This window comes from Peribacillus sp. NPDC101480 (genome assembly GCF_050277335.1).
GTDB lineage: Bacteria > Bacillota > Bacilli > Bacillales > DSM-1321 > Peribacillus.
In genome coordinates this window covers 95,204-114,859 of record NZ_JBNNSB010000005.1, presented here as the reverse complement: position 1 = coordinate 114,859, position 19,656 = coordinate 95,204, and the positions used below count along the sequence as shown (strand labels likewise).

At 38.4% G+C, this 19,656-nt stretch carries 11 protein-coding genes and 2 pseudogenes; all 13 read left to right on the top strand.

Features of this window, described 5'->3' with window-relative positions:
• Positions 1-46 precede the first annotated feature (46 nt).
• The 13 genes and pseudogenes from ACQKMF_RS17645 (at position 47) to uvsE (ending at position 19,265) form a co-directional block, all read left to right on the top strand.
• A complete protein-coding gene (locus tag ACQKMF_RS17645) occupies positions 47-940 on the top strand; it encodes a selenium metabolism-associated LysR family transcriptional regulator (RefSeq protein ID WP_427574280.1) in 894 nt (297 codons plus the stop codon).
• A gap of 239 nt (positions 941-1,179) precedes the next feature.
• Positions 1,180-2,085: a hypothetical protein gene (locus tag ACQKMF_RS17640; protein WP_427574278.1), complete on the top strand. Its 906-nt coding sequence runs from the start codon at positions 1,180-1,182 to the stop codon at positions 2,083-2,085.
• Between the two features lie 498 nt (positions 2,086-2,583).
• Positions 2,584-3,210 (top strand): metal-dependent hydrolase, encoded by a 627-nt coding sequence (locus ACQKMF_RS17635; RefSeq protein WP_101225347.1) that lies wholly within the window; start codon positions 2,584-2,586, stop codon positions 3,208-3,210.
• 484 nt (positions 3,211-3,694) lie between these two features.
• Positions 3,695-4,138, top strand: coding sequence for a C40 family peptidase (locus tag ACQKMF_RS17630; protein ID WP_230175920.1), 444 nt, complete (start codon positions 3,695-3,697; stop codon positions 4,136-4,138).
• A 763-nt stretch (positions 4,139-4,901) separates the two neighbouring features.
• Positions 4,902-7,031, top strand: a complete 2,130-nt coding sequence (locus ACQKMF_RS17625; RefSeq protein WP_427574275.1) for an ATP-dependent Clp protease ATP-binding subunit — start codon at positions 4,902-4,904, stop codon at positions 7,029-7,031.
• Positions 7,032-7,417: 386 nt separating this feature from the next.
• Positions 7,418-9,304, top strand: a pseudogene (gene pulA / locus ACQKMF_RS17620) (type I pullulanase); the annotation flags it as partial.
• Positions 9,305-9,480: 176 nt separating this feature from the next.
• Positions 9,481-12,444 (top strand): formate dehydrogenase subunit alpha, encoded by a 2,964-nt coding sequence (gene fdhF, locus ACQKMF_RS17615; protein ID WP_427574273.1) that lies wholly within the window; start codon positions 9,481-9,483, stop codon positions 12,442-12,444.
• Positions 12,437-12,958 (top strand): annotated as a pseudogene (locus ACQKMF_RS17610) (DUF1641 domain-containing protein); the annotation flags it as partial. The gene fdhF and the pseudogene ACQKMF_RS17610, both read left to right, overlap by 8 nt.
• A gap of 423 nt (positions 12,959-13,381) precedes the next feature.
• Positions 13,382-14,869, top strand: coding sequence for a spore germination protein (locus ACQKMF_RS17605; RefSeq protein ID WP_260357715.1), 1,488 nt, complete (start codon positions 13,382-13,384; stop codon positions 14,867-14,869).
• A gap of 28 nt (positions 14,870-14,897) precedes the next feature.
• Positions 14,898-16,088 carry a Ger(x)C family spore germination protein gene (locus tag ACQKMF_RS17600; RefSeq protein ID WP_427574271.1) on the top strand — a complete coding sequence of 397 codons (1,191 nt, stop codon included), beginning with the start codon at positions 14,898-14,900 and terminating at the stop codon, positions 16,086-16,088.
• A 23-nt stretch (positions 16,089-16,111) separates the two neighbouring features.
• The gene (locus tag ACQKMF_RS17595; RefSeq protein WP_260357713.1) at positions 16,112-17,215 is read left to right on the top strand and encodes a GerAB/ArcD/ProY family transporter; all 1,104 of its coding nucleotides are present in this window, start codon (positions 16,112-16,114) and stop codon (positions 17,213-17,215) included.
• A 385-nt stretch (positions 17,216-17,600) separates the two neighbouring features.
• Positions 17,601-18,104 (top strand): PCYCGC motif-containing (lipo)protein, encoded by a 504-nt coding sequence (locus tag ACQKMF_RS17590; protein WP_402937101.1) that lies wholly within the window; start codon positions 17,601-17,603, stop codon positions 18,102-18,104.
• A gap of 189 nt (positions 18,105-18,293) precedes the next feature.
• Complete coding sequence (gene uvsE, locus ACQKMF_RS17585) at positions 18,294-19,265, top strand: UV DNA damage repair endonuclease UvsE (RefSeq protein ID WP_260357711.1); 972 nt, start codon at positions 18,294-18,296, stop codon at positions 19,263-19,265.
• Positions 19,266-19,656 lie beyond the last annotated feature (391 nt).

Here is a 19,656-nt window from a genome sequence, read left to right as displayed (position 1 = left end):
TCTACTTATGATAAAATGAAAGGCATAGGTATATAGGGAGGTAACCATGGATCCATTAAAAGTATTCGTAACCGTAATCGAACAGAAAAACTTTTCAAGGGCTGGGGACATTCTGAACCTGTCGCAGCCAGGAGTCAGTCTTCACATAAGGAATCTGGAAAATGAGTTAGGAACAAAATTAATTTATCGTTCTCCCAAACAAGTTCAAATAACAGAGCCGGGAAAAATTTTGTATAGACATGCAAAGCAAATGCTTAATCATTATGAGACAGCAAAAAGAGAAATAAATGAATTTAATAACGTGGTTAGCGGAACGATGAAAATAGGAGCAAGCTTCACGATAGGGGAATATTACCTTCCAAAAGTATTAGCAGAATTTGCGGCTCAATATCCGATGGTGGACATACAAATCATCATCTCGAATTCAAATGATGTCATTCAAGCAATACGATCGAATAAGCTTGATATAGGCTTGATTGAAGGTGAAACGGATTATAAAGATATAGATGTCAGGCCATTCATGAATGACGAGATGATCGTTGTCGTTCCCCCGGATCATCCACTTTCACAAATGGATCTCATCGAGGGCAATATGCTCCAAAACCAAACATGGGTACTTAGGGAGCAAGGATCGGGGACCCGTACATATTCCGATAAACTTCTAAGCAGTCTGGAGTTAAACATAAAGAAAACCTTTATTTTCACCAGTATTCAAGGAGTGAAAGAAGCGGTGATGGCTGGGCTTGGCATTGCCCTTCTATCCCGATTGACTGTACAAAAAGAATTGAAGTCCAATGAATTGAAAACCTTTCATTTGAAAAATGAACCCATTATAAGACCTTTTTCGATCGTGAAAAAGTTGGACTTCGAAGCATCAAAAGCCATGGAGTTGTTTTTAAGGAAGGTCGAAGAATTTGCGATAAAGGGCCGTCCTAAATAAAACCCTAAACATTTGCTCAACTTTTCATTTTCAATGAAGAGGTTGGGCATTTTTAACGGCGAAATATTATTAATTTTAATGAAAACGTCGAAAGTAAATTGGAATATGTCAATGATTAAACGAATTTTACGTATTTTAACATAATAGCAAACATATAAATTTAATAGGCAGTCTCCAGGAAGTTTTTAAGTCCCTGTAGATTTTTCCTGATATTAATAATCTTAAAAGGAGCAACCACATTGGCTATAGAGGAGCAGAAAGATAAACGGGTTTCTGTTTTCGACAGGATTATTGGATTCATGCCAAAATTTTATGTGATTGGAACAATTTTAATTTTTGTTTATACACTAGTTGCGATGGCTCATTTAGGTATCCAAACTTTGAAAAAGCCAGAGGAAACCGTTGTACCTGCGCCACCTGTTTCTCAGGGCTTTGAACATACATTGATATCGTTAATCATCGAACCGATCGTAACGTCTGAATTTTATCAAATCATCTTTAACACGTTATTTCTTTACCTAGTTTGGATATTGCTTTTCCTATTGGCACCGATTGCTTTTTACCGTTTAAAACACTTTAAATTTTTTAATATCGAAATTGAAATTGAAAAACAAGATGCAGCCGTTTATGAAGTATTCAGCATGAGCAGTTCAAAGATGAAATTTGCTGCGTATTTAACATCCGAGGAATTTCAATTGGAGATATCAGAGGAAATTGCCAGCAGCAAGGACTTTAAAACACCATTAATCTATACATTGGACTGTGCCGTGGATTTTTATTCCAATCAATTAGGACTTTCCTTTACCTATGATATCTATACCCTGAACCAGTTCAAAAAAGCAAAGCTGCCTAAATCCATCAAAGCGATGCTTGATAAGTCCATTCAAACCGGCGATCCGTGCATTACGAATAAAAGCAACAGCGATAGTGAATATTACAAGAATTTCCTTCTCTTTTATTTCGAAAACATGGAAGGGAAATTCGTCACTGTCTTAAATAGTTATCAAACTGAATTCGATACATTCGATAAATCCCTGCTTAAAATCCTGCAAAACGTCATTTACGATTACTATTTACAATATAACTATATTTACGAAGCGAGCGAGAAGTTGGAAAAGAATGAAACCATTTCCCATAATAATTAAAAAAACCACCCTACAAGTGGTTATTTTTTTTGGAAAGGTGATTGTTAATTATATTCTGGACAATTTCATTGTTCCCAATGAGCTCAGACGATTTATTTACATGCTGTTCCCGAAAATCCATGTTCTTTATTTTCTTAGACTTTTTCCCTTTTTTAAAATTATTGAAGGCATTTAAAAAAGCTATCTGAATCACTCCCCTTATAGATTAGTATATTCATATGATGGATAAAATTTCATGAAAAACGTCAATTTAGAGAAAAATATTTTGCGGATTTATAGTGTGGAAATTACCTAAACAAAGCAATTATAGAAATTTAGAAGAATTGTTTTTAATGTATAACTAAGAGTATTTTTTTGCTCCAATTATTGGTTATCCTGGCTTTTTTACAAGAATTAAAGAAATTTCCCCCAAAATATTGTATAGTTAGAATGTAGGGATTCGAACAAACATTCGTTTCTTCGGAACAAATTACTTCTTTGAGGGACAGGAGAGAGACAGTGAACGGTACAGCACACATGGCTATTGGGGCCACAGTTGGATTCTTGACGGCAAACACACTTCAAACAGATCCGACCACCACTTTATTCTTGGTTGGCATTGGGGGTGTTTCTGGCCTTATGCCCGATATGGATATTGATGGGAAGTTAAGTAATAGGATTACTTTTTCACATAAGTTTATCCGAACGATAGCACAAACGATTGGGATATTAATGATCATTTATAGTCTATTGGAAGGCACAAATACGGAAAAGTGGATCGGTGTAGGAGCAGGAATCGGAATCATCATTATTTCATCATTCATTAGACAAAGGCATATGCTGACCCTGTCTGGATTAGCGGTTTTAGGTGGCGGTTTATCTTTGCAGGAAAGCTGGTTGTGGCTGTTAGGCGTCTATATTATCCTGGCATCCTTTACACCACATAGAAGTTATACCCATTCGATTGCCGGTATCGCTTTCTTTGGTATCATTGCCTTTCAATTCGAAGCCTTTATGGGGATTGACGGAATTTTCGCCACTTGTTCATTAGGATACATAAGTCATTTAATTGCAGATTTGAAATGTTTACCTTTTAATAAACGTGGGGTGAAATTATTTCTTCCATTTTTCTCAAAAGAATTTTAACAGTGTTTTTTTTATCGCTGTTCAGACTGTAGACAAATTGGAGAAGAGCCAGTTTGCCTGCAGTTAGTTGATACCAGAAATCCGCTTCGTTTCCACGACCATTTGCCAAGCCCATCAAAGCAAGCGGCTGTGGGTTCTCGGCTAGCCAGTTTTGCTGCAGGAGTGCCGCAAATTTCTTCATTCTAGAGCGGGATCCATTCGTATAAACAAAAAACATGAATGATATTAATATTCTCTTTTAAATCATGGTTCGGGGTGAGTGCATTCCTAATCTTCCTTAATCGATAAATGCACAGTGGTTTTCTAACTACTGTTTTTTCTATGAGAAGCTAAATGGACACATCATTCGACTAATTTTTATGTTTTATATGGTCATTCTTCCTGAATCTACTAAATGTAACATATTTGTAAAGATCCTGTGATGCGAGTGATATACCTTTTCTAGTATATTAGGTTTAGCAAATACATCAGGGGGTAAAATAATTTGTTTAAGAAAATTGTCGTCGGATTGTCATTGGCTATTACGCTTGTAACCGCATCCTTTGCTGGAGACCAAGTGGAAGCTGCTTCATATCATACAAAAGCGATTAAAGTGGCTAAAAGTGAATTAGGTACTAAATATAAAATGGGTGGCATTTCTTCTTCAGGTTTTGATTGTTCCGGTTTAGTGAAGTATTCATATCAAAAAGCTGGTAAGAATTTACCAAGAACTGCTGCTGACATATATAAAAAAGGTAAGAAAGTTAAAAGCCTGCAAAAAGGTGACTTAATGTTTTTTGCACCAAATAAAGCGAAAAAACCTACACATGTGGCTATATACATAGGAAACAATGAATTCATTCACTCTTCATCATCTAAAGGAGTGTCATACGCTAAAACCAATAATACCTATTGGAAGCCAAAGTATATTGGTGCGAAACGTATATAATAGAAGAAAATCAATCTTAATATAAAAAAGCTAAGAGACTTAATGAAGTCTCTTTCAATTTGTAGACAAAAAGGTTTCGGAAGGTTTCATTCCGAAACCTTTTTGATTTTTTATTGGAATTGAAGCAGCTATAGCGGAAAGGAAAGCATGGCATGGGTTGAACAACGAGGGGACTTTTAAGAAAGCATCGATATCACCTCAAGTATTAATACTACTTAAAAACAAAAAAGACTGTAGGCAAAAGTGTTCTATCTTAAAATTAAAACAAAGATGATTGGAACGGAAGGTGCGAGACTCCTGCGGGAAAAGCGCGTCAAGGGGAGACCCTACAGGTGCGAAGACGCCGAGGAGGCTCCACGACCGCCCGCGGAAAGCGAGTACCTGAGTGGAAATCCAACGTTTAAAAATTGTACAAACCTTAAAGAGACTTAATATAGTCTTTTTTTGTTTTAAAAAATAAGAGTGAATGAGGCACATGGACAAGAGAATTGGCGTTTTGTTAATAGTTTAAGGTTATGGTGAGTCCTGAAGTGGGTAATCAATAATAATTGAATATTCTAAGGGGCATACATAGAATCTTTTTATTTGACTGGAAATCGATAGTTTAATATGCTTAGCAAACCAATTCAAGGCAATTTCTTTTTTATCAAAAAAATTCCCAAACAAAATTATTGAAAGTCAAAGAAGGTCAATGTATAATAAAGTCAGAAAGTCAAAGAAGGTCAAAGTTTTTTAAATTCATTTTTTGAAGGAGGAGTACTACATGCTTTGTGAAAAATGCCATGTAAACCAAGCTAATATTCAAGTTCACCTAAATATGAATGGTCAGGAGCATGATGTGAAACTGTGCTCCACTTGTTATAAAGAAGAGCGAAACAAACTTGGAGCAGCTATGGGCGGGATGGATATAGGGAAATTCCAATTTAACGGAACTCCAAATTCATTCAATCCATTTAATTATAATGGTGTACCAAAACCGGATTCAGCTGAACATGGCGATGAAGGAGGATTGCTTGAGGAGTATGGCCGAAATTTGACCGATGCTGCTAAAGCAGGACTTATAGATCCGGTTATCGGACGAAGTGAAGAAATTAAACGCGTCATTGAAGTTTTAAATAGACGCAATAAAAATAATCCAGTTTTAATCGGTGAACCTGGTGTCGGTAAAACAGCCATTGCTGAAGGTCTTGCTTTAGCGATTGTTGAAGGTTCAGTGCCAGTTAAATTACGTAATAAGCTTGTATATATGCTTGATGTAGCGTCCCTTGTGTCGAATACTGGAATTAGAGGGCAATTCGAAGAACGTATGAAGCAATTGATCAGCGAATTACAGGAAAGAAAAAATGTCATACTATTCATCGATGAAATTCATCAACTTGTGGGAGCTGGTTCGGCAGAAGGATCAATGGATGCAGGAAATATCCTGAAGCCTGCACTTGCACGCGGCGAACTTCAGCTTGTCGGAGCAACCACTTTATCAGAATATAGGAAAATTGAAAAAGATGGTGCCCTTGAAAGGCGCTTCCAGCCTGTACACGTTAATGAGCCGACAACGGCTGAGGCACTTGTCATCTTAAGGGGATTAAAGGATAGTTACGAATCTTATCATGGTGTGACATATAGTGAGGAAGCCCTTAAAGCTGCTGTTGAACTTTCTAACCGCTACATTCAAGACCGCTTCCTGCCTGATAAGGCAATAGACTTAATGGATGAAGCTGGTTCAAAATTGAACTTGACCATCGAAGACGGCCAAGTAGAAAACATGAAAGAACGTTTGGCTCAAATCTATAGAGAAAAAGAAATGGCCTTAAAAGAAGAAGCGTATGAAAAAGCTGCTATTCTTCGTGATGAAGAAGAAAAACTGGAAAAGTCATTGCAGGCTGGGGAAGATGCAATTAAGCCAACCGTTACCGTTGAAGACATTCAAAACATCATCGAACAAAAGACTGGTATACCTGTAGGTAAGCTCCAAGAAGATGAGCAAGAAAGGATGGTTAACCTCCAAGCGGAGCTTATGAAAAAAGTAATCGGGCAGGAGGAGGCTGTCAAAAAGGTTTCCAAGGCCGTTCGAAGAAGTCGTGCCGGGTTAAAATCAAAAAACCGTCCTACCGGTTCTTTCCTTTTCGTTGGTCCGACAGGAGTAGGTAAAACCGAATTGGCAAAAACTCTTGCTGAGGAGTTATTCGGGGACAAGGAAGCGATGATTCGTCTTGACATGAGTGAATTCATGGAGAAACACAGTGTTTCTAAATTAATTGGTTCTCCTCCTGGATATGTAGGACATGAGGAAGCTGGACAATTGACGGAAAAAGTTCGCCGCAAGCCTTACAGCATCATCTTATTGGATGAAATCGAAAAGGCACATCCGGATGTAATGCATATGTTCCTGCAAATCATGGAAGATGGCCGCTTAACCGACAGTCAAGGACGGACCGTTACTTTTAAAGATACCGTGATCATCATGACGAGTAATGCTGGAGTCGGTGAGAAACAAAAAGTAATGGGATTCGGTACAAGTTCAGCTGTGGAGGAAGCATCAATCCTACAATCTTTAGGCAGCTTCTTCAAACCGGAATTCCTGAACCGATTCGATAGCATCATTGAATTCTCGGCTTTGAAGAAAGAAGATCTTCTGCAAATCGTTGATATCATGATTCACGAGCTTGACGAAACACTTGCTGCAAATGGTTTATCGTTAGATGTAACTAATGAAGCGAAACAAAGGCTAATTGAACTCGGATATCACCCAACTTTCGGAGCGAGAACGCTTCGCCGTGTTCTACAAGAACAGCTTGAAGACGGCATCACTGACTTTATATTTGAGCAACCTGAAATTAAGAACTTCACTGCAATTGTTGAAGATAACTCTGTGAAAATTATTAAAACACCATAAAGAGTACTAGAAATGCCTCCAAGACCGTAAAACTGTTATGGAGGCATTTTTTTATCTTTTTTGGCTTCATTTTCATAAAAGGATAGGTAAGGTTCAGCAAAATGACCTACAGCTTTCGCTCAAAATATAGATTTCTGAATTTTCGACATAATTTGCCGATCGAATGTTTTGATGGGTAAAGCCTGTGGAATCATAACATAAGGGAAAATTCGCTCATGATTATAAAAATTAATAATTCCTGTTCTAAAATGGGAATTTCAATGGAGGAATGACCTATTAAAGATTCACTTTCTTATTTTGAAGAGGAAAATAAAAATAATCGAAAACCTACGGGTAATGAAACGGAAAATCAGTTGGAATCCCTGCCGATTGCAAATATTAATCCAGTAAAGCCGTCGGAATTGGATGAACTATATTTCTATGAAGGCAAAGATTTAGGAAATTCCTATCTTAAAGATAAAACGGCATTCCGGTTATGGGCACCACTTGCATCTGAAGCTAAGCTAGTTACTTATAAACATTGGGAAGATTCAGATGGAATAGAGATTCCGATGGTGCGTTCGGAAAAAGGTACCTGGACGATTGAGTTGAACGGTGATCAGGATGGATTGATTTATACATATAAAGTGAGAGTGGGAGAAAACTGGAGTGAAGCCGTCGATCCATATGTTCGTGCAGTTACTGTTAATGGTATTAAAGGAGTCGTGATAGATATAACAGATACGAACCCTGAAAGGTGGACACGAGATAAACCACCTCTCGAAAAAGCTGAGGACATAGTCATTTATGAATTGCATACACGGGATTTATCTATTCATCCTGAAAGCGGAATCCATCATAAAGGTAAATTCTTAGGAGTGATTGAAGCCGAAACCAAAGGTCCAGAAGGAGTGAAAACGGGTCTTGATCATATTAAAGATCTAGGCGTTACCCATGTTCAGTTTATCCCGATATTCGACTTTGCCACAGTCAATGAAATGAAATTGAATGAACCACAATATAACTGGGGATATGATCCACAGAATTATAACGCTCCCGAGGGCTCTTATTCGTCTGATCCGTATCAACCAAAAGTCAGGATTCGTGAGTTAAAGGAAATGATTCAAGGTTTACATGATCACGGTTTACGAGTGATCATGGATGTTGTCTATAATCACGTTTATTCTGTGGAGCACTCAAACTTCCATAAACTCGTTCCCACTTACTTTTTTCGCTATAACGCTGACGGCTCCTTATCTAATGGAACTGGTGTAGGAAATGACACCGCGTCTGAACGTAAAATGATGCGCAAATTCATTGTTGAATCCGTAACCTATTGGGCGAAGGAATTTAACCTTGATGGTTTCCGTTTCGATTTAATGGGGATTCATGATGTGGAAACGATGAATGAAGTGAAAAAGGCATTGGCAGAAATTGATCCGACCCTCATTGTTTTGGGTGAAGGCTGGGATATGGATACCCGCTTGGCCCAAGAGCTGAAAGCAAATCAAAAGAATGCTTTTAAAATGCCTGGAATCGCTCATTTTAATGATGCGATCCGTGATGGTTTAAAAGGGTTTGTAATGAATGAACATGATAAAGGATTCGTGAATGGAAAACCAGGAATGGAAGATATTATCAAAAAAGGAATTGCTGGTGGTTTGAAATATGATGATGATATCGCAACATATCAAAGACCAGATCAAGTGATCAATTATGTTGAAGCACATGATAATTATACTCTATGGGATAAGCTTCTCATCACTAATCCAGATGCGACGGAAGAGAAAAGGAAACAGATGCATAAATTAGCTTCGGCAATTGTCTTACTGTCACAGGGAATTCCAATGATACATGCTGGACAAGAGTTCATGCGCACGAAGGATGGAGATGAAAATAGCTATCAATCTTCTGATTGGATTAACCGATTGGATTGGAAAAGAAGAGCGGAGTTCAATCGGGAAGTGGAGTATATGAAAGGGCTAATTTCGCTCAGGAAAAATCATTCTGTTTTTCGGTTAAGCACACCCGAAGAAATAGAAAAGCATTTACAATTCTTTGATGCTCCGCCAAATGTGGTTGCATTCTCTTTAATAACTGAAGATTCAACAATTGCAGTGATTCATAATGCAAATTGGGACGCGATTACGATTTCTCTTCCCCACGAAGATAATTGGACCGTTTTAGTGGATGGACAGCGGGCTGGCCTGGAAGAAATAGAAAGGATTAAAGGGAGTCTGATAACCGTTCCCCCTTTAAGTTCTTTTGTATTGAAAGCAAAATCTAACCAATGACGATAAAGTCGAAGTGAGTGAATACTATGTCTCACTTCGACTTTGTTCATTTCTGATATGAAATTGGTTAAAAGGAGTCTTCCATTTTTTACTTTCGCAAGTTTGAGAAAAAATGTGCGGGGGTAGAAAATATAAAATGATGAATTTTTTCGTTGTGTAAGAGGGGAGCGATTAGTTTGCCAGAGAAAGTGCATATAAAAATCAATGGTGCAGAGACCAGTCTGGAAGGTAATCAAACAATATTACAAATGCTGACGGATAGCGCCATTGAAGTCCCGAATGTTTGTTACCATCCTAGCCTAGGTCCTATCGAAACATGTGATACATGTTTAGTGAGCGTTAATGGAGAACTTGTAAGGTCTTGTTCAACCAAGATCAACGATGGTGATGTAATTGATACAGTTGCACCTGATGTAAAAGAAGCACAGGTCATGGCTATGGACAAGATATTGTATAACCATGAGCTTTATTGTACGGTTTGCGATTATAATAATGGCGGCTGTGAAATACACAATACGGTTAAGGAAATGAAGGTAAATCATCAAAGTGTTCCTTTTGATCAAAAACCATATGAAGTGGATCGGTCGAATCCATTCTATCGATATGATCCTGATCAATGCATCCTTTGCGGCCGTTGTGTTGAAGCGTGTCAAGATGTACAGGTCACCGAAACATTGACCATTGATTGGGAAGCAAAACGCCCGCGTGTCATTTGGGATGATAATGTTCCAATCAATGAATCTTCATGTGTGTCATGTGGACACTGTTCAACTGTATGTCCGTGTAATGCAATGATGGAAAAGGGAATGGAAGGGGAAGCCGGATTTTTAACCGGCATTGCCAAACAAACACTTCGACCAATGATAGAAATCACGAAAAATGTTGAAACGGGTTATGGTTCGATTTTAGCGATTTCAGATATGGAATCCGCCATGAGGGATGCAAGGATCAAGAAGACAAAAACAGTTTGTACATACTGTGGGGTAGGATGCAGCTTTGACGTTTGGACCAAAGATCGTAAAATCCTTAAGATCGAACCGCAAGTGGAGGCACCTGCAAATGGAATTTCGACTTGTGTAAAAGGGAAATTCGGATGGGATTTCGTGAATAGTGAAGAAAGACTCACAAAACCATTAATTAGGGAAGGGGATGCGTTCAGGGAAGCTGAATGGGAAGAAGCCCTTGAATTGATTTCCCGTAAATTCACTGAAATCAAAGATTCTCACGGTCCGGATTCGATGGCTTTCATAACGTCTTCCAAATGCACCAATGAAGAGTCCTATTTAATGCAAAAGCTGGCTAGGGGAATCATTGGCACCAATAATGTGGATAACTGTTCCCGGTATTGTCAGACGCCGGCTACTTTAGGACTATTCAGAACGGTTGGATATGGCGGAGATACAGGGGGCATAAAGGATATCGAAAAGTCCGAACTTGTATTGATCATAGGCTCCAATACATCCGAATCACACCCCGTGTTGGCTACAAGAATCAAACGTTCCCATAAACTAGGTAAACAGAAGCTGATAGTGGCGGACATCAGAAAGCATGAAATGGCTGAACGCTCCGACCTCTTCATCCAGCCTGCTCCGGGAACGGATATCATTTGGCTGTCGGCCGTGTCTAAATATATCGTCGACAAAGGATGGGCAGATACAGAATTCATCAAAAATCGTGTAAATGGAATGGAAGAATACATCAAGACTTTGGAACCTTACACAATGGAATATGCAGAAAAAGTAACAGGTGTAGCTAAGGAAGATTTAATTACGTTGGCAGAGGCCATTCATGATGCGGAAAGTGTTGCAACGCTTTGGGCCATGGGAGTTACCCAGCATGGAGGAGGAAGCGATACAAGTACTGCAATTTCCAATCTTATGCTAATAACAGGCAACTACGGTAAACCTGGAACAGGTACTTACCCATTACGCGGCCATAATAATGTTCAAGGAGCCAGCGATTTTGGCAGTATGCCGGATCGCCTGCCAGGTTATGAAAAAGTAACAGATGAAAAGGTCCGCTTGAAATATGAAAACTCCTGGGGTGCAAAAATACCAGAAAACCCTGGCCTGAATAATCATGAAATGGTCGAAGGGATACATGCCGGTACCATCAAAGCAATGTACTTAAAGGGTGAAGATATGGGTCTGGTCGATTCGAATATCAATCATGTCCATAAAGCATTTGAAAAACTGGACTTCTTTGTGGTACAAGATATCTTCTTATCAAGAACGGCTGAATTCGCGGATGTCGTCCTTCCCGCAAGCCCAAGCTTTGAAAAAGAAGGTACTTTCACGAATACGGAACGCCGTATTCAACGTCTTTATCAAGTCTTTGAACCGCTTGGCGACTCAAAGCCTGATTGGCAAATCATTATGAATGTCGCTAATTCGTTAGGAGCCGGCTGGAATTATGAGCATCCAAGTGAAATTATGGAAGAAGCCGCTAAACTATCACCGTTATATGCAGGAGTAAGGTATGAACGCTTGGAGGGTTATAACAGTCTTCAATGGCCAGTGACGCCAGATGGTAAAGATACGCCACTGTTATTCACGGAAGCTTTTCCTTTCCCTGATGGAAAAGCAAGGTTATTTCCAGTCGAATGGACCAAACCGATTGACTTTGGGGATGAGTTCGATATCCATGTGAATAATGGCCGTTTATTGGAACATTTCCATGAAGGAAACATGACCTATAAATCAAAAGGCATTACTTCCAAAACGCCAAAAGTCTTCCTTGAGGTATCCCGGGAATTGGCAAAAGATAGAGGGCTTGAGGATGGCACTCTTGTTCGGCTTACTTCACCATATGGAAATGCAAAAGTGCAATGCCTGATTACGGATCGTGTAAAAGGTAAAGAAGTTTATCTGCCAATGAACGATTCAGGTGACGGGGCAATCAACCAATTGACAAGCAGCCATTCAGATAAAGATACTGATACTCCTGCCTATAAGGAAGTTCAAGCAAAAATGGAAGTGCTCAGGGTTAAAGGAGACAATCCATTGCCGAGTATCAACCATCGTAATGGTAATCCACAACCGCAGATAGGTGTACAAGTACAAAAAAAATGGGCTCGTGAAGATTATATATTCCCAGGTGACCTCTTGAAGATCAAAAAGGAGGAGAGGAACCGTGGCTAAAGCGACAAAAGTGATCAATCGAATCTCCATTAGCGATGAAGAAAAAAGAAGAATTGAACTCGAGGATATCGAGCGTACCCTTTTGGAAAATAAAGAAGTGATTAAAGAAACGTTTGAAGTCATGAAGGGCATGCAGGATCGAGGGATTTTATCAATGGTTAACAGCTTGTTGAAGGAAGGGGACAAAGTGCTGAACATTCTTGTCAAGACAGCAGACACCCCAGAAACGGCAAATACGCTAAAAAATCTGCTTCTCATACTTGGCACGTTAGGAACACTTAATGTTCAGCAGCTTGAACCGCTTATCCTCAAGATCAATTCAGGGATTGCCCGTATGGCAGAGTCTGATAAAATGCCGGAAAAGCCAAGCTACCTATCATTGCTGCGTTCCTTGAATGACCAAGAAGTCAAACAAGCTATGACTTTTCTGATGACCTTTCTTAAAGGAATGGGAGAAGATACAAGCGATTTGGAAAGAACAACCCAATTACCAGAGAATCAGCATTTGCATAAAGCGAATGAAACAGCGGACATAGAACGGCCGACCTCCAGAAAATCATACGGATCGAGTATACCCAGTAAAAGCGGAAGCGAAAAAAAACGAATCACCAGCTGGCTTTGGGTCGCAGCAGGGGTTTCGCTGGTAACCATTCCGCTAGCCTTATCTAAAAGTAAGAAATAAAGTAGCTCGTTAATATTATTGAAACGGACGTAAAATCGAATTTACTTTGACTTGAGAGATGGTGAATAATTCCCACCAAAATATTAAAGCCGATGATTCCCTTATAAGGAAAAATCGGCTTTTTTCGATGGAAAGTGATATCAAAATTTTTCTCACCATCCTTTTATTACATATATTTATATTAGATACAAATAATAAAGTCAATCATCAGTGAAACGAACATATACACACTCTTAATCAGTAAGGGGCGGAAAAGTGAGGATAGGACGTTCTCTTAAAAGAGCTAAAGAAAAATCTACAACCAATGGCACCTTATCCTGCGAGGTAAATGAAAATGTAAAGAGATTGAAGAACGTGCTTGGGGACAGTTCAGATTTGTCTGTTCGAATGATTGAATCTCCACACGATAAATCGATACAGGCAGCTGTAATCCACCTTGACGGTTTGGCTGATGCTACCATCATTAATGAAAATATAATTGAACCATTAATAGATTGGTTTAAAGAAAATAAACAAATATTTACAGAGATAGAAGAACGAGCAAGCCATATTCTAACGGTATCCCAATTAACCGTTAAAGAAAGTTGGCAGGAATTCATATCAGCGGTTTTGACAGGAGATACGGTTGTATTGTTGAATGGCAGTGCAAAAGCATTCATCGCCAGTACTAAAAGTCAACCATCCCGTGCGATAACCGAGCCGACAAGCCAAACTGTCATTAGAGGACCAAAAGATAGTTTTACTGAGAATTTAAGAACCAATACGTCATTAATTCGTGCTAGGGTTCAAAATCCTGATGTACGCTTAGAAAGCTTGAAAGTCGGAAGTGTCACTCAAACGGATATTGGAATCATGTACATTCAGGGAATTGCGGATGAGAGTATTGTGAAGGAAGTCAAAGAACGAGTAAAGGGCATTGATATTGATGGGGTTCTTGAATCGAATTACATTGAGGAATTAATCCGGGATGATTCAGCGACGATTTTTCCCCTTCTTTTGAATACAGAACGTCCAGATGCGGTAGTTGGAAATATGTTGGAAGGGCGAATTGCCATCATTATTCAAGGAACTCCATTTGTTTTAATCGTCCCGGCGATTTTTTCTCAATTTTTTCAATCTCCGGAGGACTATTATCAAAATCAATATATCAGCTCTTTTTTAAGGATGTTAAGATTTGGAGCCTTTTTTCTGTCGATGTATGCATCCTCTATTTATTTGGCACTAATTACTCATCACCAGGGGCTTATTCCTACTACTTTACTCGTCAGTTTAATGGCTCAAAGAGAAAATGTTCCTTTTCCAGCGATTGTCGAGATACTGGTAATGGAAATGGCCTTCGAGATATTACGGGAGGCAGGAATTCGAATGCCAAGGGCGATCGGACCAGCCGTATCAATTGTAGGTGCACTTATTTTAGGGCAGGCAGCTGTTGAAGCGGGATTTGTGGGAGCGGCAGTTGTCATCATTGTAGCCATCTCTGCAATCAGCAGTTTTACACTGCCAAATACCAGTCTAGTCAATGTAACTCGTGGAATTCGATTTATATTGATTTTGATCTCGGCATTTATAGGCTTATATGGCATATTGCTTTTCACTTTATGTATCTGGCTTCATATGAGCAGCCTGAGGTCTTTTGGTGTACCCTATTTTGCCCCATTTGCTCCATTTCGTTTCAAGGAGCAAAAAGATGTTTTTTTTCGTTTCCCGCTACCATCACTTTTGAAAAAACCATCAAGAAAATAAAACTCGGCTAAATACGGGGGAACGAAAAATGAAAATTAATATTTCACTTTTATGGATGGCAGCCATTTGCTTATTGTTTTCAGGGTGTTCAAATTATCGGGAATTAAACGAACTTGGGGTCATAATAGCTATGGGAGTTGACCAAAATGACGATCCAAAACAACCATACCGAGTAACATATCAAGTCATAAATCCTAGCGGCCTATCCCAAACCAACACATCAGGAGGTCAAAGTCTCGCTGTCATCAACTATACGATAACAGGAAAAACGCTTTTGGAGGCTTTAGGTAAGTCAGCTTCCGTTATTCCGAGGGAAAATAACACAACACATCTCTCGCTCATTATTATTGGCGAGAAGTTAGCTCGAAATGATTTGGATTTAATATTCGATGGTCTAGATAGAGGTAAATATTCGCGGGTAAGTATCCCGATCTTTATTTCGCGCGGGAAGACTGCGAAGGATGTACTTGGAGTAATTGAACCTCTTGAGATTACTCCTGGTAAAAATATCATCAGTACAACACAAAATAATCAAAAGTCGTATGGATCATCTAGTGAGGTGTTAGCTTATGAAATCATTGCTTCACTGTTGAGTGAAGGCAAAGATGTATCACTTCCGGGAATCAGTATAAGCAATGCTTCCCAGAAGGGGAAGCAAACAGGAAATTTAGAGACGACGAACCCGACTACTATTAAGGTTAAAGGATTAGCCGTTTTCAGAAAAGGCAAATTGGTGAGATGGTTGGATGGAGAAACGGCCCGAGCCGCTCAATTCGTTACATCTAAAGTGAAAAATACTTCCGTTGTGTTACCTTGTGAAAGAGGAAATGTAACAATCAACACAATCGGTGTGAAAAGTAAAATGTTAACTGAGATCCATCATGAAAAACCTGTCATTCATACTGATATCAACGTGATGGGAGAACTGTTGGAAACATCATGTGAGCTTAATTTAAGTGATCCGAGAGTGTTAAAAAAATTCGAAAAAAAAATGGAAAATGAATTAAAAAGGCAAATTAAAAAGACGATTAGCATCACTCAAAAAGAAAAGTCAGATATTTTTGGTTTTGGTGATGCCCTGTCCCGAACAAATCCCGTTTATTGGCGCCAAAACAAAAAAAATTGGGATAACCTATATTCAGATGCGCAGATATCATTGAAGGTTCATGTAGAGATTATCAATTCCGGATTGCTAATGGAACCTTATGAGCCGAAATAAATGAATGGGGAGGTGAGGATGCATTGCCTAAAATAAAAATTGATGGATTTCAGTTATTTTGTATGATGATCATTTTTATGTTTGGCAGTAATCTACTGCTTATTATAGGAAAGGGTGCCAAGCAGGATGTCTGGATTGTTAACCTTTTATCAACCCTTTTCGGATGTTTACTGTATTTCGTGTATATTTCATTATTCAAAAAATATCCTGACATACCGATGACCGGCTATGTCCGGAAAATTTGGGGTAAATATATCGGCAGCGTATTGAGTTTTTCCTATATCATCTATTTTGTTTATCTTGCTTCAAGAGTATTACGCGATTTTGAAGAATTATTAATTAGCTCCACTTATAGACGCACTTCCATTATAACGCTGGGGATATGCATGATACTTGTTTTAATTTATGGAGTTCATCTAGGATTGGAAGCATTTGCACGTGTTGCATGCTTATGCTTTACCATTATTATCGTGACCCTTTTGATTTTAAACTTTATGTTTATATTAGGAGGATATACAAAATTGGAAAACCTTCAGCCTGTATTAGGCAACGGATGGGGAATGGTATGGAAAGAGTTGATTCCTACAGGTATAACCGTGCCTTTTGGAGAATTGATTACATTTACGATGATCCTTCCGTATTTGAATAAAAAGAGTTCTGCTGTTAAAGTGGGCCTTTTTGCGATAATAATAGGTGGGGTTTCTTTAACTCTTAATTCGTTCATTCTCTTGTCCGTATTAGGTCCCGAGGCGGTATTAAGGTCTAATTTCCCAGCTCTTACAGCCGTGAGTTATATTAATATCGCTGATTTTATTGAGAGACTGGATACCTTTATTCTTGTTTTAATGATCATTTTAGGCTTCATTAAAATTTCGATCTTTTTCTTTTGTGCCATTATTGGCGCAGGGGACTTATTTCAAATGAAACCATCACCTATATTCATTTATCTGGTTGGCGGTGTTATTTTCATCTCTTCGATAATGATTGCTCCTAGCTATCAGGCTCATATAAATGAAGGGTTAAAAGTCGTCCCTTACCTTTTACATCTACCTTTACTCATTGGAATCCCCATTTTATTATTGATAACCGCATATATAAAACAAAAAATTAAACCAGCTGCTTCATGAAGAGGGAGGCTGCCGGTTTTTGATGGCTGAGATTATGATCAAATATAAAAAGATTATGGTGAATAACAAGAGCAGAAAGTAATCTTCTCCACGACCTACTATCAAATATTGTTTGATGCTATAGAAAGAGTGCAATATATTCAAGCCCTGTAGGTTATCAAGGAGGATAATAAGGAAATATGTGCCTAATAAAATTAACAATGATGGTAGTGGCGCTCTCACAACAATATCACCTCATTCTTTTTTCTTAAAGTGTGTGGTTAATACTTTAAAAATATGCACGAAGTCGTGTCATTTTAAATCCTTATGTTTAGGAACCTTATGCTTGTAATAAGCCTTTGTGTGCCATAAAATGGGAGTATGAAAATAACCAAGGAGTGTATAAATGAAGCTAAAATTAATGACCGTCACTTTGGGAATCTGTTCTTCATTAATACTTTCAGGCTGTTCAAGTGAAGAGGGAAATGTTGTGAAAAAAGAAAGCAGTCATGAAGGACATTCAGAGCATACGGTATCTGGAGACCTTCAGGAGGAGACCAGCAGTAAGGAAATAGCACCGGATTTCTTAGCTGAAAAACCGGAGGATATGAAGACAATCTATTTAGCTGTTGCACAAAATAAAGATTTACTAGAAAAAATACCTTGTTACTGCGGTTGCGGAGAGTCAGCTAACCATAAAAATAATTACGATTGTTTTATCCATGAGAATAAAAAAAATGGTGAAGTGGTTTGGGATGACCACGGGACAAGATGCGGAGTTTGCTTAGAAATTGCTGCGCAATCCATATTGGACTTGAATGACGGTATGAGCGTCAAAGAGATCCGGAATAAAGTCGATGAAAAATATAAAAGTGGATATGCCAAACCAACTCCTACTCCTGAAGTGTAAGTACAACAAAAAAAGTATGAAAAATTCAAGCGAAAATGAGTGTTTGGAAAATACGGCTTTTGCCCGATATTCATTCGGAAAAAGGCCGTTTTTTTAATTTCTCGGAGTCATGGATGCTTTCACATTTATAATATTGGTCTCATAGGGGAATACTTCCATTAAACATTCAACGTGAAAGGAGCTATCACTTTGACATTAATCCGTCTTGGTTATGTAGCCATGAGTAATCATGTGCCAAACTGTTCACCATCCCAAACGATGACTTTTGCTCAGTTTTCTAAAATTAAGGACAGAGATGCAGCGATAAGGAAGCTCGAACGCATTTCAATATCCAATCTTCATAATTGCTGGCGTTTACTGATTCATAACGAAGCTAATAATATTCAGTTCTTCAGGCTTTCTTCAAAACTTATCCCTTTAGCCAATCATCCAGAAATTCCAGAATGGGATTACATAGATCCTATTTCAGAAGAACTGGCTAAATTAAAAACATTCATAAAGAATCACCCAAAAATGAGGATAGATTTTCACCCAGATCATTTTGTCATCTTGAATAGCTCAAATATCGATATACTGAAGACATCCTTAAAAACATTAAGGATGCACTTTACTTTATTAAAAAAAATGGGAGTGGATCCCGAGCACCGCTGTGTTTTGCATGTTGGCGGCGGTTATGGCGAGCATGTACAGGCATTAGAGCAGTTTATCCATAATTGGGGTTTGATTCCGGAATCGATTCAAAGAATGGTCATTCTTGAGAATGATGATACTACCTATACTTTGTCGGAAACACTTTATTTATGTGAAAAATTAGGCATACCAATGGTTTTTGATTATCACCATTACCTCGCACATCAGTTACCAAATGAAGATTGGAAAGATCATTGGGACCGAATATTGAATACATGGAGTAATTCCAAGCTACCCCCTAAAATGCATATTTCAAGTCCAAGGTCCGATAAAGAATTTCGAGCACATGCTGATTTTGTGGATACTGGAATGTTCATGGAATTTTTGCAACAAATAAAGGGAAGCTTACCACAGCTGGATTGCATGATTGAAGCAAAACAGAAGGATGGAGCACTTTTCCAGTTGATGGATGAGCTGAAAAGTCACAAAGACGTAGAGATTATTGATAATGCCAGTTTTTATATTCATTAATTGATTGGGGGAATATATGACAAAGGGAAGTAAATAAGATTCTCTTTATCAAATATTGAGTGTTTACATAACATTATTATCGTTAATAGATTGGTCGCTAATCCTGTATTCGAATTCCGTTATCAATGAAAAATTGTTTAGAAAGAGCGAGGGGGTAAAAAGTTATAAAAGTTATTGCAAAACTTCTTCATTAACAATCTGGTTAGCAGGGGGGCAGTGGCTATTTTTTTTATAATTGAGGATACGATAGTTGTTCTGTTGTCTGTTTGAGCAGCTTTCATTTTCCTTTGGAAGAAATCGCTGCCTCTCTCCAAGGTTCATTTGTTTTTACAGGAATATATTGAAATCAAGGCCGAATATTCCATAGCATGGTGAAATCGAAATTTTTTGC

What these genes read in the sequence shown, in the direction of transcription:
- ACQKMF_RS17645 (WP_427574280.1), top strand. Translation starts at nt 47, where the DNA reads ATGGATCCATTAAAAGTATTCGTAACCGTAATCGAACAGAAAAACTTT.
- ACQKMF_RS17625 (WP_427574275.1), top strand. Translation starts at nt 4,902, where the DNA reads ATGCTTTGTGAAAAATGCCATGTAAACCAAGCTAATATTCAAGTTCAC.
- ACQKMF_RS17600 (WP_427574271.1), top strand. Translation starts at nt 14,898, where the DNA reads ATGAAAATTAATATTTCACTTTTATGGATGGCAGCCATTTGCTTATTG.
- ACQKMF_RS17590 (WP_402937101.1), top strand. Translation starts at nt 17,601, where the DNA reads ATGAAGCTAAAATTAATGACCGTCACTTTGGGAATCTGTTCTTCATTA.